Genomic DNA, 13,500 nt, shown 5'->3' on the forward strand with positions numbered 1-13,500 from the left:
ACCGCTCTCCTCCTATCGCTGACCGCCGCGCAGCGGGACCGCGGCTTCCTGCGGGCTCGAACAATAATAGTTGATGATGGCTTCGACCAATGCCGGAATCGTGTTCTCCCGCGCGGTGACCGCGACGGACAGCCCCAGCTCCGACGCCGTCCGCGCCGTGATCGGCCCGATGCAAGCGACCGTCATGCCGGCCGTCAGCTCCGCCATCTCCGCACGGCTTTCGAAAAGCTGACGGAAGTTCGCCGCCGTGGACGAGCTGGTGAAGGTGAGCACGTCCAGCTCCCGGTTGCGGAGCCGGGCCTTCAGCGTCTCCACCTCGACCGACGGCAGGACGGTCCGGTAGACTGTGACGACCCGGACCTCGCAGCCCCGCCGGCGGAGCTGCTCCGGCAGCAGCTCGCGGGCGACGGCCGCGCGCGGAATGAGCACGCGCTGGCCAGCAACGCCGGCCTCAAGCAGCGTCTCGAGCAGGCCCTCGGCTTGGTACTCCGACGGCACGAGGTCCGCCCGGAGGCCCCAGCGGCCCAACTCCTCCGCGGTCCGCGGGCCGATGCAGCAAAGACGCAGCCCCGCCAGCGCCCGCACGTCCTGGCCCTGCCGGTGTAGCCGCTCCAGGAATTGGCGCACGCCGTTCACGCTTGTGAACACCAGCCACTGGTACCGCGCCAACTCGGCCAGGGCTGCATCCACGTCTCCCCAATCCTCCGGCGGCACGACTTGAATCATGGGACACTCAACCGGCTCGGCCCCCGCCTCCGCCAGCAGGTCCGCCAGCTCAGACGCCTGCTCCCTCGGGCGCGTGACGAGGACGCGCTTCCCGAACAGGGGGCGGCGCTCGAACCAGTTCAACCGGTCGCGGAGCCGAACGACCTCCCCGATCACGATCACGGTCGGCGGCTCCATAGCGGCCTCCTTCGCCTTCTCCGCGATGTCGGCCAGCGTGCCGACGACCGTCCGCTGGCTTGCGCGGGTCCCCCACCGGATCAGGGCGACCGGCGTGGCCGGCGACTTCCCCTCGGCTAAAAGACGCTCCACGATCATGCCGAGATTCTTCATGCCCATGAGGAAGACGAGCGTCCCGTTGGCCGAGGCCAGCCGGGGCCATTCCAGCGCACTCCCACCCTTCTCCGGATCCTCATGGCCGGTGACGAAGGCCGCGGTGGAGGCCAGGGCCCGGTGCGTGACGGGAATGCCGGCGTAGGCTGGCACCGCCACGGCCGAGGTGACGCCGGGGACAACCTCGAACGGCAGCCCCGCGTCGGCGACGGCTTCCGCCTCCTCGCCTCCACGCCCGAAGACAAACGGATCGCCGCCTTTCAGCCGGACAACGATCTTCCCCGCCTGGGCCTTCTCCACGATCAGCCGGGTCACTTCCTCCTGGCTTTGATACCGGCCGCGTCCGCGGCGCCCGACGTAGATCCGCTCGGCGTGCGCGGGAGCATACGCGAGAAGGACCGGGTTCGCCAAGTGGTCGTAGAGCACCACGTCCGCCCGTTCCAAGCACTCCTTGCCCCGAAGCGTCAGGAGCTTGGGGTCCCCTGGTCCTGCCCCGACCAGGTACACTTTTCCAACCCGATTAGCGTCGTTCTTCATGAATTACTGTAGATTTCTTTTAAGATCGTGTTGCCGCCGTGCGCCAACAGTCGCTCAGCCAGCCGGACGCCGAGCGCCTGTGCCTCCTCCGCCCGCCCTTCGAGCCGATCCCTGACCAGGCGACGCCCATCGACGCTCGCGATCAGGGCTTCCAGCGCCAGGCGGTCGCCTTGCACCGTCGCGTGCGCCGCGATCGGGACCTGACAGCCTCCTTCCAGCCGTTCGAGCAGGGCCCGTTCCGCTATGACCGCCAGCTTAGTGGGAAGATGGTCCAGGGGCGCCACCAACTGGCGCACGAACCGGTCGTCGCGGCGGCCTTCGAGGCCGAGCGCGCCCTGCCCGATGGCTGGCAGGCTGACCGCCGGGCTCAGGTACTCGGTGACCTCGTCCGCCCAGCCCATCCGCTTGAGCCCGGCCGCGGCCAGGATGATCGCCTCGTAGTCCCCCTGCCTTAGCTTGCGGAGGCGCGTGTCGAGATTCCCCCGGAGCATGGTGACAGCGAAATCGGGTCTCCGGTTGAGAAGCTGGGCCTGCCGCCGCAGGCTGCTCGTGCCGATCCGAGCGCCGCGGGGCAGCTCATCCAGCCCCCGCCCGGAGTGGCTGATCAGGACGTCGCGCGGATCCTCGCGCGCCGGCACGCAGAGGATCTCCAGCCCATCCGGGAGCCGCGTTGGGACATCCTTCATGCTGTGCACGGCCAGATCAATGTCGCCCCGCTGGAGCGCCTCTTCGATCTCCTTGACGAAGAGGCCCTTGCCGCCGATCGCGGCGAGGGGCACGTCGGTGATCTTATCGCCGGAGGTCTTGATGCGCTCCAGCCGCACCGTGAGTCCCGGGGCGAGAGCCTGCAATCGGGCCTGGACCCATTCGGCCTGCCAGACGGCCAGCCGGCTCCCGCGCGTCCCGACCACGAGCGTTGACCGCTCCCCGCTCCTTCCGCTCACACGCCCCTCACCGGCCTGGCTCCTGGTAGGGACTCGGCCCCGGCCGGGGCCGTTCCCCGGGCAGCTTTTCGCCCATATCATCTCGCCCCGTCCCTGGCTGCTCCGGCGCGGCTGGCCCCGCGGACACGCCTCGGTACATCCCCATCCCGCCGCGATAGTAGGATGCCACGAGCAGAAAGCTGACCAGCGCCAGGATCGAGAGCAAGTACACGACAACATCCCAGCGGAAGCCCTCATTCTCCCGGTAATCGTACCCGCACCGTGGACAGTCCGGCAGCGGATCATGTCCGAGATACGTGTGCCGGCATTTCGGGCAGGTGAACAGCTTCGGTCCCTTCGCCATGCCGCCCACCCTCCATCCGACGCCCCGCCGCCTGCAGGCCCCTCCGTCGCATCCGTCGCGGCGCGATGCCCCCTCTTCCGACCATCCATCGAGCCGAGGCGGACCACCCGGTTCTCCACCGCCGGAGGCTCGGCAGTATCCGGGCTCGACCAGCATCCCTGCCTGAAGTGGAGCGGCCTTTGCAGTCCGGGAACTCAGAAGCCCGCCGCCCGCAGCCGTCGTCGCCGCAGGGGCGCCGAGGGACGGGGCCGGGCGCTACTCGCCGTCGTCATGGGGCGCGACCTGGCCGGGCGCCAGCTCGGCCGCTGCGCGGCCGGCTAGCTCTTCGGCGTCGGCCCCCTGAGGCGTCGCCGGCACGCCCGGCTGGGCACGCAGACCCGGCTCATCCAAGCTGAAGAACCGGCGCGCGGCCTCGACGAACATCGCGCCTCCGTCCGAGTGGGCCTCCGCTTTCAGGGTCACCAGCGGACCGTGGAGCAGCTTGTTCACGATCGAGGAAGCCAGGTTCTCGATGAGACCGCGCTCCTGTGGCGAGAGGGTCCCGAGACGGCCGAGCGCCTTGTCCACCTCGGCCCGCCGGATTTCCTCGGCCCGCCGCCGCAAGGCCACGATCGTCGGCGTGACCTCCAGCGACTTCAGCCACTGGAGCATCACCTTCACATCCTCCTCGATCATCCGCTCGGCGCGGCCCGCCTCCCGCATGCGTTCCTCGCGGTTCTGCTCGACCCTGAGCTGCAGGTCGTCAATATCGAAGAGAAACGCGTTGTCAATGTCCTTGACGGCCGGATCGATGTTGCGGGGCACCGAGATGTCAATCAGGAAGATCGGGCGGTTCATCCGTTGCCACACCGCCCGCTGAACATCCTCGGCACGAATGAGGTAGTGCGAGGCGCCGGTCGAGCACAGCACGATGTCGGCCTGCGCCATCTCCCGCCGAAACTCATCGAACGGAATCGGCACGCCGTTGAACCGCTTCGCCAGCTCCACCGCGCTGTGCATGTCCCGCGTCGTGATCATGACCTGCCGGACCCCCTGGCTGATGAAGTGCCGGGCAGCCAGCTTGGCCATCTCCCCGGCGCCCACCAGCAGGACAGCTTTCTCGGCCAGACTGGAGAAGATCTTCTTGGCCAGCTCGACCGCCGCGTAGCTGACCGACACGGCTGTCTCGGCGATCTTGGTCTCGGTCCGGACTCGCTTGGCGACCGAGATCGCCTTTTTGACCACCTTGTTCAGGATCACGCCGCTCGCCTTGTGCGCGAGCGCCACTTCGAAGGCGTCTTTGAGCTGGCCCAGGATCTGGGGCTCCCCAACGATCATCGAGTCGAGGGAGGAGGCGACGCGGAACAGGTGTCCAATCGCCCGCTCGTCCTGGTACCAATACAGATGCGGCGTCAACTGCTCGGAGGAGAGTGAGAGGTGCGTGTCCGCCAGGAACTCCTGGATGCTGGCGTAACCCTGCTCCGCCTGATCCACGACCGCATACACCTCGACCCGATTGCACGTGGAGAGGAGCACCCCCTCCCGGACCCCGGGATAGGTGCGGAGCCGGCCCAAGGCCTCCCCCAGACGGCTTTCGGGGACGGCGAGCTTTTCCCGCACCTCGACCGGCGCAGTCTTGTGGCTCAACCCCACGACGATGATGTTCATACGCGGCGACGCCCCCGGCCCTCAGGCGACCGGGCCATGGGGTTTCAGCACGACCCCGATGAACGTCAGCACGACCCCGGCAAACCCGATGATCGTCAGGTAGGCGGCGCGCTTGGCCCGCCAGCCCACGGTCATGCGTCCCATGAGAACCACGAAGTAGAAGCCCCAGGTGACCAGAGCCCAGGTTTGCTCGGGATTCCAAGTGAGGTAGGCCCCTTCGGCAAACTGAGCCGAGATCGCCCCGGTGATGATCCCCAGCGTCAGGAAGGGAAACCCCAGCACGATGGATTGTTGGTTCAGCCGATCGAGGAGATCCAGCGGGGGAAGCTTCGCGTAGAGGACGTTAAACCGCTTGGATTTCAGCAGTCCGTCCTGGATCAGGTACATAATGCCCGCCACGAACGCGACGGCGAACCCGACCGTCCCCAACATGCTCAACGTGACGTGGACCCAGACGGTCTTCAGCACGGGCCCGAGCGTCGGTACCTCCCGCGGAAGGGCGGCGGCGGAGACCAACGAGATAAACGCGAGCGGCAGGATGAAGGAACCCAGCACGTGCAGGCGGTGGCGGAGGCCCACGACCAAGAACACGAGGACCAGCGCCCATGAGAAAAACGACATCGCCTCGTCAAAGCTGGCGAGGGGCACGTGGTCCACCGTCATGATCCTGGTGGCCAACGCGATCGTGTGGCACAGGAACCCGGCCCCGGTCAGGAGCAACAGGACCTTCGAGAGTGCCTCGGACCGTCGAAGCAGGTAGGCGAGGGAGCAGGTGGTCCCGAGCAAGTAGAGCGCCACCGTGGCCATGAAGAAGGCGACCGGCATCCCTGCTATCCTCGCAACTTTTCAGAGAAAAATTTCACAGGCCCGACTCGGCGATTATAGCCCCGCTAAAGCCAGGGAGTCAAGAAAAGGCAGGCGGGAGCGGGCGGGAGCCAGGGTGGCGGGCCGGTTCCCTGCGGGGGGTGGGAGTCAGGCCTCCCGGAGAAAGTCCCGCAGCGCGCGCTCCGTGCTGGGGAAGGCCAGCTCGCTCCAGGGAATGGCCTCCGGAGCGAACAGGCCCGCGTCAAGCGTTTCGTCGCCCGGCCCGGTGCGGCCGCCGACCGCTTCGGCAACGTACACGACGATGATCACCGGATGATCCGGGTAGGAGTAAATGTTCAACAGCCGTGTGATCCGCACGTCCAGGTTGCTCTCCTCGCGAGTCTCGCGGACCGCTGCGGCCTCGAGCGGTTCGCCTCGGTCCACAAACCCGCCCGGAAAGACCCACTTGCCGTAAGCGGGCTCGATCCCGCGGCGCACCAGCAGGATCCGGCCTTCAATGGGCACGATGGCGCCGACAGCGACCTTCGGGTCCAGGAAAAAGACAAAGCCGCACGCGCCGCAGACCAGACGCTCCGGTTCGGCGGGCTTCAGCACGCGACGCCGTAACGGGCCTCCGCATTTCGGGCAGAACGAGTATTCCGGCCGCCGCAGCTCCTCGAACGATCCGATGCGTGCGTTCGCTTCCATATCTGTGCTCCTCCGCCGCCGGGCGGGGCTGGATTGTAGCACAGCCGCATGCCGAGCGCAGCCCGCCCCGGTTAGACTTTCACCACGGCTGCGGCGTAGGATGCGGGCCGTCGGAGGACGGTGCAGAGGAAGGGAGTCCTATGGCTGGTGTCCTCTATCTGGTGAGCCTGCCGATCGGCAATCCGGAGGACGTGACGCTCCGGGCGATCCGAATCCTGACCGAGGTCTCCGCGGTCGCTGCCGAGGATCCCCAGACCACCCGGGCGCTGTTCGATCGGTACGGCATTAGCACGCCCCTCACTAGCTATCAGGACAGCAACAAGGAAGAGAAGGCGCCGGTCCTGATCCGACGGCTGCAGATGGGCGATAGTCTCGCCCTCGTCTGCGATGCCGGTACGCCGCTCCTCTGTGACCCTGGCTTGTTTCTGGTCGCGGAGGCGCTCGCCGCTGGCATCCGGGTCGTCCCAATTCCGGGCGTATCCGCTGTGACCGCGGCGCTCCCCGCCTCTGGCCTCAGCGCGGATTCCTTCGTGTTCGTGGGGCCCGTGCCGCGCACAAGGCGCGGGATGGCCTCGTTCCTTGCCGTCGTAGCGCGGGAGCCGCGCACGCTCGTGGCCTTCGAGACCCCCCGTCGCCTGCGGGCGACGCTCCGATCGCTTGCCCGCGTGCTCGACGACCGCCGCATCGCCGTTGCGTACGACCTGACGCTGCCGTCGGAAGCCATCCGGCGCGGCACGGTCCAAGCCGTGCTGGGGACGCTGCCGCAGGGGGCCGTGGGCCAGGCGGTCACGCTGGTGATCGAAGGAAGGAGGCGTCCCGCCGATGGGTGCAGCGGAACGCAAGCAAAGGAGGTTAGATCCCGGCGCGCTTCTGGATCATGACGCGGTACGCCCGGTCGTGGCGCTCCTGGCTGAGCACCAGGTGCCCGTCGTCGGTCACGCTGCGCGGCACGTTGCGAATCGGCTCGCCTTCATCGAGGATGACCGCGAGAATCTGGCCCGGCTCCATGGTCTCCAGCTTGAGCTTGGTCTTGACGAAATTGTACGGACAGATGACGCCGCGCAGGTCCAGTTCAGCGTCCGCCTGCAGCGCCCGGCCGGTGGCGTTGCAATTCGTCTCCATCTCCATAGCCACGCTCGCTCTCCCATCCTGATTCGCACGAAGGGGCGCCCGCACAGGCAGCGCCTGAAACAGCGGGGGCGGCCGAAGCCGCCCCCGCCAAGCCTCACCGTTCGTCCCGGTGTTCCGACGGACCGTTTATTGCGACCCGCCGATGCCCTTCACCAGGTTCGGCTTCTCCGCGTCGCCGTAGTCGGTCTTGGTCGTGGTCCCCTGGAAGTAGCCAGGCTGGGGATCGCACTGCCAGCAGGGCGCCGCCCCCGTCACTTCGCCGACCTCGCTCGTGAAGCCCTTGGCTTCCTTGACCTCGCCTGGCAGCACCATGCCGGGCACGCCGCCAGTCAGGCCTCCCGAGTTTGTGATGATCCCACGCTCGGTCGTCGGATCAGGTCGCTGCCCAAGCCCCCCGAAGCCGGCCAGCTTCTCGTTGCCGCGCAGCACGTTGATCTCCCGGACCAGCTTGCGGCCCGTGCCGTAAGGCTGCTTGGCGGTTGTCTCTTCGACGGCCTGGACGATAACGTCGTCCCCGTTGTTGATCATCTTGATCTGGTCCATATTGGTGTCGTCGTCAATATAGACCGTGATCGAGGACATTGCTCCCGCGCCGGCCCGGCCCTCGTCATGCGAGCTACCACCCGTCTCCAGGTGGATCTTTCGGCCCGGAATATCAATCGCGAGCACACGGCCGTACAGCGTCTCCGGCTGCGACAGCCGCTCCAAGAATGCAGCCCTGTCCCACACCTGCGACCGCGAGCCGACCCCGGCGTTCTCACCTACCCCGGTGCCGAACCCTGAGTGCTGCGGCAGACGCTCCTGGGCGACGGCCACGGCGACGGTCCCCGCAAAGAGGATCATTGCTCCCAACGCAAATACCTTACGCATGAGCTGCCTCCTTGTAAGTTAGACAATAATATAATCCAACGGAAAGGACACCCCAGCTTGAATCTGGTTCTGGACACCCGGAAGAATGAGTTCAACCGCCGGTAGGCGGGACTATAGACAAGCCCGCGAGCCATGTCAAGCGAAAATCCATGGGTCTTGTGGCAAGTCAGCCCGGCCACCACTCCCCCCTGTGGCTGGCAGGTCCAGCCCCCCTCCCCGGTAGGGTTGGTGCCCGGAGGGAGGATCGAACTCCCACTCTCTTGCGAGAACCAGATTTTGAGTCTGGCGCGTCTGCCAGTTCCGCCATCCGGGCAGCCTGTTCTGCGCAGCGGCCGAGGGGACCGGCCGGCCAGTATGGGTTCGGAACCCGGGTCCTTCTAACACGATCCGCCGAGACCGTCAACGTTCGCGTGGAGACCCGCGCCGCCCCGCCCGCTCCCTGGATCTCCGCACTTCCCTTTCTGTTGAAACGGGTGCTACAATGCGGGCCTTGGAATGCTCTTGCAACTCGAGCAGGAGGAGCGCGCGATGCCCACGGTCCAGTGCGTGAAGTGCGGGAAGGCCGAAGAAGCCATTACCGATCCCATCTTCATGGGGAAGCTCGAAGCCGAGATCAAAGCGAAGGTCTGCAAGACCTGCTGGAAGCAATGGGAACACATGCGCGTCATGGTGATCAACGAATACCAGATCAACCTGGGCGATGAGACCGGCCGCGAGCTCGTCAAGAAGCACATGCGAGCCTTCCTCAATCTGGGCGAAGCGATGGACACGTCCAAGGTCCAGGAGAACTATCGCCCCGTCCAGTAGCCGGGCCTTGTGCCCCGCGCCCGCTCTCACCTGTCCGCCGAGCCGGCGACCAGGCCGGTTTCGTTGACAAGGTCTAGAAATCGGTGGTAGAGTGCCGAGTCGCTTCGGTGAGTAGGACTCGAGGGAGTGCCCCCATGCTCACGCAGATGAAAGTCCGGGGCCTGATGTTCGATCCCTATAACAACGCGTACATCGTGGTGCTGAAGGACGAGGACAATGCGGAGATGCTGCCCGTGTGGGTGGGAAAAGCCGAAGCGAGCGCGATCAGCTTCGCGCTTGAAGGGATTCAGGCGCCCAGGCCCATGACGCATGACCTGATCAAGTCGGTCCTCGACGCGGTTGACGCGAAGCTGATCAGCGTTGTCATCACCGATCTGAAGGATAACACCTACTACGCCAAGCTGCACCTGATGTACGAGGACGCGGAGTACACGGTGGACTCCAGGCCGAGCGATGCGATCGCGCTGGCGTTGCGGACCAACACCCCGGTTTTCGCCAAGGAAGACGTGATCCGGAAGCAGGCCTCTGAGGAGCTCGACCAGTGGCTCGAAAACCTCAAGCCCGAGGACTTCGGAAAATACGAACAGTAACAGCACAGTAGCAGCATGAAACGCCCGCCCATCGGTCAACGCCCCACGCCCCCCCCATGTCAGTTCGAAACGCCTGGAACGCGGCCCCGCGGCGGCCGCGTCGCAGGTGGCCCGCGAACACTCGGGCCACGGCAGGGTGGTGTCCATGAGCGATCTGTCTGAAGGGAAATCGGACCTAGTCCCGCTGAAGGTGCACGGGGTACTGGCCGATCCCAATACGGAGACCCACATCGTGATCCTCCGCGACGAGCAGCATTCGGAGATCCTGCCGATCTGGGTGGGTACCGCGGAGGGCAATGCCATCCGGCTTGCGCTTGAGGGGATCGTCACCCCGCGGCCGATGAGCCATGACCTGCTCAAGAACCTGACGGAGCACCTCAATATCAAGGTGGCGCGCGTGGTCGTCACGGACGTCCGGAACAACACCTATTATGCGTCCATCCACCTGGTCTGCCAGGGCGCGGAGCGGACGGTGGATTCCAGGCCGAGCGACGCGATCGCCCTGGCGCTGCGCACCCGCAGCCCGATCTACGTCTCGCAGGAGGTCCTCCGGCAGCGCGGCGGCAACCTAGACGCTTGGCTCGAAAAGCTCGGCGCCAAGAATCCCGGCAAATACGAAGTCTGACAAGGAGCGCAAGAACCATCATGAAGACCTACCTGGCCAAACCGGCGGACGTGACCCGCAAGTGGCACCTCGTGGATGCGGAGGGCAAGACCCTGGGGCGCTTGGCCGCCCGCGTGGCGAGCCTGTTGCGGGGCAAGCACAAGCCGACGTTTACCCCACACGTGGACACCGGCGACCACGTGGTGATCATCAACGCGGAAAAGATCCGGCTCACAGGGGACAAGCTCAGGACCAAGGCCTATATCTCCCACACCGGGTACCCCGGGGGGCTCAAGTCCGAGACGGCGGAACACCTGCTAGCCCGTCGGCCGGCCGAGCTGCTCACGCGGGCGATCCGCGGAATGCTGCCGAAGAATTCGCTGGGGCGGCACATGGCGAAAAAGCTGCGGGTCTATGCCGGGCCAGAACATCCGCACCGGGCCCAGCGCCCGTCCCCCCTCGCGTTGTAACGTTCCGAAGCGACGACGCACCCCTCACTGGCTGGCAAGGAGGCACAAGACGAGCATGGCTGTGGCGCAGCAATACGCAACCGGAAAACGCAAGTCCGCGATCGCGAGGGCTTGGATCGCCCCCGGATCCGGCGAGCTGGTCGTCAATGGCCGGCCGTTCGAGCACTACTTCCCACGGCCGTCACTGCGAAGCATGATCCAATATCCCTTGGAGGTCTCCGGGCTCGCGGGCAAGTGCACTGTCCGGGCGACGCTCTGCGGCGGGGGCCCCACCGGCCAAGCTGGGGCGCTGCGCCACGCGATTGCGCGCGCCCTCGTGGCCATGAACCCTGCGCTCCGGGAGAGTCTTAAGAAAGAGGGCCTCCTCACCCGCGATTCCAGGGTCAAAGAGCGGAAGAAGTACGGGCAGAAGGGGGCGAGGAAGCGCTTCCAGTATTCGAAGCGGTGAGGTCTGGAATCTCCTGACCGTGGAAAGGGAAGGCCTCACGGCCTTCCCTTTTTTATGCAGCGGGCCCGGGGGGACGCCGCGAGGGAGGAGAACGTCGCACATGGGCACATCGACAGGGCCACTCAGGGTCGCCGTCGTTGGGGCGAGCGGCTACGTCGGGGGCGAGTTGCTCCGGCTGCTGGCCGGCCATCCCCGGCTGGTTGTGAGCGCCGTCACCTCGGAGAAATCCGCCGGGGTGGCGGTCTCCGCGCTCTTTCCCCATCTGGCCGGCGCGATACCCCAGGCCTTCGAGGCCCTCGTCCCCGAAGCCGTCGCGGAGCGGAGCGACGCCGTCTTTCTGGCGCTGCCGCACACGAAGTCGCTCGCACCGGTCGCCGCCTGCCGCGCGGCGGGCAAGCCCGTGGTGGATCTGAGCGCCGATTACCGGCTGAAGGACCCGGTGGCGTACGAGGCTTGGTACGGAACGCCCCACCCGTACCCCGAGCTGCTCACGGAAGCGGTGTACGGGCTCCCCGAGCTGCACCGGGCGGAGATCAAGCAGGCCAAGCTGGTCAGCTCGCCGGGCTGCTACCCGACCGCAGCGATCCTGCAACTCGCCCCCCTCCTCGCCCAGGGACTGATCGAGCCGGACACGATCGTCATAGATGCCAAGTCGGGGATCTCCGGGGCGGGCCGCAGCCCCGCCCTGCCCTACCACTTCCCCGAGGCGCACGAGGCGATGGAGGCGTACAAGATCGGCCGACACCGCCATGTCCCGGAGATCGAGCAGGAGCTGACCGCGGTCGCCGAGCAGCCCGCCGCCTCCGCCGGGAGAGCCGGAGCGGTTCGGGTCGTCTTCACGCCGCACCTGGTCCCGCTGAACCGCGGCCTCCTCAGTACCGCCTACGGCCGGCTGCGCCGGCCACTAGAGTCGGCCGAGCTACGCGAACTGTATCGGGACTTCTATCAAGGCGAACGGTTTATCCGGATCATGGACAGCGAGACCGCGGCCAATCCGCGGCACGTGCGCGGCTCCAACTATTGCGACCTCTCAGTCCACGCGGATGCGCGCACGGGCTGGATCGTCACCGTGGCCGCGCTCGACAATCTGGTCAAGGGGGCCGCCGGCCAGGCGATCCAGGCAATGAACCTCATGCTCGGGCTGCCCGAGGAATCGGGCCTCACCTTGCCCGGCCTCTATCCGTGACACGCCGGATTCCATGACGCAACGCCACGCTCCGACCGCATCCAGCCAGCCCGCCGTGCGGGCGATCCGCGGGGGGGTCACCGCCCCCCGGGGATTTCTCGCGGCCGGCGTCCATGCCGGGATCAAGAAACGGCCGCTGCTCGACCTCGCCTTGGTGGTCTCCGAGCGCGAGGGCCCCGTCGCTGGCCTCTTCACCCGGAACCACGTGGCGGCGGCGCCAGTCGTGCTCGACCGCCAGCATCTCCGACACGGCCGGGGTCGGGCCATCGTCGTCAACAGCGGCAATGCCAACGCCTGTACCGGCGCGCGAGGCCTCGCGGACGCGCGCGAAATGGCCGACCTGGTGGCCCGAGCGCTCGACGTGGACCGCCGCACCGTCTATGTCGGGTCCACCGGCGTGATCGGGCGGGTCTTGCCCATCGCACGGATCCGGCGAGCCGTGCCCGCGCTCGTCGCGGGCCTGACGCGCCGCGGGGGCCGACAGGCGGCGCAGGCGATCCTGACGACCGACCTCAAGGTCAAGGAAGCGGCGTTCCAGGCTCGGATCGGCGGGCGGCTCGTGACCGTCGGCGGCATGGCCAAGGGCTCCGGCATGATCCATCCGGACATGGCCACGATGCTCGCCTACCTGACGACCGACGCGGCGATCGAGCGCAGCACGCTCCAGGGAGCCCTCGCCGCCGCGGTGGACACCTCGTTCAACTGCATCTCGGTGGACGGCGACACGAGCACCAACGACACCGTCCTGTGCTTGGCCAACGGCCTGGCCGGAAACCCCCCGCTCCGCAGGGGCTCCCGAGAACTGCCGACGTTTCAGCGCCTGCTCGAGCGCACCTGCCACGAGCTGGCGATGCAGGTCTGTCGGGACGGCGAGGGCGTAACCAAGGTCGTCGAAATCGCCGTCACTGGGGCGCGCACCAGGGCGGAGGCGAAGCAGGTCGCGCGGACGGTGGGCACGTCCAGTCTCGTCAAGACCGCCCTGTTCGGCGAGGACGCCAATTGGGGCCGCATCCTGGCGGCCGTGGGTCGGGCCGGGGTGCCGGTCAACCCGGACCGCATCACCGTGGCCTATGCGGGCGTCCCCATCTACCGGGCCGGGGCCGGCCTCGGCCCCGCGGCGGAACGCCGCCTGGACCGGATCGTGCGGCGGCGGGAATTCACAATCACGATCGACCTGGGACAGGGCTCGGGGACATTCCGGCTCTGGACCACAGATCTCTCCTACGACTATGTGCGCATCAACGCGGCCTACAGGACCTAGGGGTAATCACCAAGCGATCTTGCAATGGCTGCGCGACTGTGGTAGCGTTCCAAAGCTTTGCAGGAAAAGGGGGGCTCCGCCCGCGTCTGAAGCC

16 protein-coding genes and 1 tRNA gene are annotated in these 13,500 nt (G+C 66.9%); 8 read left to right on the forward strand and 9 right to left on the reverse strand.

Annotated elements, in window-relative coordinates; translation table 11 throughout:
* Positions 1-12: 12 nt before the first annotated feature.
* From cobA to ACWHYQ_RS12760, 6 genes are all read right to left on the reverse strand, one after another.
* Entirely contained in the window at positions 13-1,593 is a 1,581-nt protein-coding gene (cobA, locus tag ACWHYQ_RS12735; RefSeq protein WP_447972498.1) for a uroporphyrinogen-III C-methyltransferase, read from the reverse strand.
* Complete coding sequence (hemC, locus tag ACWHYQ_RS12740; protein ID WP_447972499.1) at positions 1,590-2,537, reverse strand: hydroxymethylbilane synthase; 948 nt, start codon at positions 2,535-2,537, stop codon at positions 1,590-1,592. The genes cobA and hemC overlap by 4 nt, the downstream gene beginning before the upstream one ends.
* Positions 2,538-2,544: 7 nt before the next feature.
* Positions 2,545-2,880, reverse strand: coding sequence for a hypothetical protein (locus ACWHYQ_RS12745; RefSeq protein ID WP_447972500.1), 336 nt, complete (start codon positions 2,878-2,880; stop codon positions 2,545-2,547).
* Positions 2,881-3,135: 255 nt separating this feature from the next.
* Positions 3,136-4,527 carry a glutamyl-tRNA reductase gene (gene hemA, locus ACWHYQ_RS12750; RefSeq protein WP_447972501.1) on the reverse strand — a complete coding sequence of 464 codons (1,392 nt, stop codon included), beginning with the start codon at positions 4,525-4,527 and terminating at the stop codon, positions 3,136-3,138.
* Positions 4,528-4,548: 21 nt separating this feature from the next.
* Positions 4,549-5,352: a cytochrome c biogenesis protein CcsA gene (ccsA, locus tag ACWHYQ_RS12755; RefSeq protein WP_447972502.1), complete on the reverse strand. Its 804-nt coding sequence runs from the start codon at positions 5,350-5,352 to the stop codon at positions 4,549-4,551.
* Positions 5,353-5,499: 147 nt separating this feature from the next.
* On the reverse strand, positions 5,500-6,039 hold the full coding sequence (locus ACWHYQ_RS12760) for an NUDIX hydrolase (RefSeq protein WP_447972503.1): 540 nt from the start codon (positions 6,037-6,039) through the stop codon (positions 5,500-5,502).
* A 140-nt stretch (positions 6,040-6,179) separates the two neighbouring features.
* On the opposite strand from ACWHYQ_RS12760, the gene rsmI reads away from it, so the two are divergent.
* Positions 6,180-6,920, forward strand: coding sequence for a 16S rRNA (cytidine(1402)-2'-O)-methyltransferase (gene rsmI / locus ACWHYQ_RS12765; RefSeq protein ID WP_447972504.1), 741 nt, complete (start codon positions 6,180-6,182; stop codon positions 6,918-6,920).
* On the opposite strand, the gene ACWHYQ_RS12770 is transcribed toward rsmI, so the two are convergent.
* From ACWHYQ_RS12770 to ACWHYQ_RS12780, 3 genes are all read right to left on the reverse strand, one after another.
* Complete coding sequence (locus tag ACWHYQ_RS12770) at positions 6,892-7,167, reverse strand: sulfurtransferase TusA family protein (RefSeq protein WP_447975566.1); 276 nt, start codon at positions 7,165-7,167, stop codon at positions 6,892-6,894. The two genes, rsmI and ACWHYQ_RS12770, sit on opposite strands and share 29 nt — an antisense overlap.
* Before the next feature lie 129 nt (positions 7,168-7,296).
* Positions 7,297-8,040 carry a hypothetical protein gene (locus ACWHYQ_RS12775; protein ID WP_447972505.1) on the reverse strand — a complete coding sequence of 248 codons (744 nt, stop codon included), beginning with the start codon at positions 8,038-8,040 and terminating at the stop codon, positions 7,297-7,299.
* A 226-nt stretch (positions 8,041-8,266) separates the two neighbouring features.
* Positions 8,267-8,353: transfer RNA gene (locus tag ACWHYQ_RS12780), tRNA-Leu, on the reverse strand.
* A gap of 182 nt (positions 8,354-8,535) precedes the next feature.
* On the opposite strand from ACWHYQ_RS12780, the gene ACWHYQ_RS12785 reads away from it, so the two are divergent.
* From ACWHYQ_RS12785 to argJ, 7 genes are all read left to right on the forward strand, one after another.
* A complete protein-coding gene (locus tag ACWHYQ_RS12785) occupies positions 8,536-8,847 on the forward strand; it encodes a Fe(2+)-trafficking protein (RefSeq protein WP_447972506.1) in 312 nt (103 codons plus the stop codon).
* Between the two features lie 134 nt (positions 8,848-8,981).
* On the forward strand, positions 8,982-9,437 hold the full coding sequence (locus ACWHYQ_RS12790) for a bifunctional nuclease family protein (RefSeq protein ID WP_447972507.1): 456 nt from the start codon (positions 8,982-8,984) through the stop codon (positions 9,435-9,437).
* Between the two features lie 145 nt (positions 9,438-9,582).
* On the forward strand, positions 9,583-10,062 hold the full coding sequence (locus ACWHYQ_RS12795; protein ID WP_447972508.1) for a bifunctional nuclease family protein: 480 nt from the start codon (positions 9,583-9,585) through the stop codon (positions 10,060-10,062).
* Between the two features lie 20 nt (positions 10,063-10,082).
* Positions 10,083-10,511 (forward strand): 50S ribosomal protein L13, encoded by a 429-nt coding sequence (gene rplM / locus ACWHYQ_RS12800; protein ID WP_447972509.1) that lies wholly within the window; start codon positions 10,083-10,085, stop codon positions 10,509-10,511.
* Between the two features lie 55 nt (positions 10,512-10,566).
* A complete protein-coding gene (gene rpsI / locus ACWHYQ_RS12805; protein WP_447972510.1) occupies positions 10,567-10,959 on the forward strand; it encodes a 30S ribosomal protein S9 in 393 nt (130 codons plus the stop codon).
* Between the two features lie 100 nt (positions 10,960-11,059).
* Complete coding sequence (argC, locus tag ACWHYQ_RS12810) at positions 11,060-12,145, forward strand: N-acetyl-gamma-glutamyl-phosphate reductase (protein ID WP_447972511.1); 1,086 nt, start codon at positions 11,060-11,062, stop codon at positions 12,143-12,145.
* Positions 12,146-12,158: 13 nt separating this feature from the next.
* Positions 12,159-13,406 (forward strand): bifunctional glutamate N-acetyltransferase/amino-acid acetyltransferase ArgJ, encoded by a 1,248-nt coding sequence (gene argJ / locus ACWHYQ_RS12815; RefSeq protein WP_447972512.1) that lies wholly within the window; start codon positions 12,159-12,161, stop codon positions 13,404-13,406.
* Positions 13,407-13,500: the final 94 nt, after the last annotated feature.

Source organism: Nitrospira sp. Kam-Ns4a (assembly GCF_965152595.1).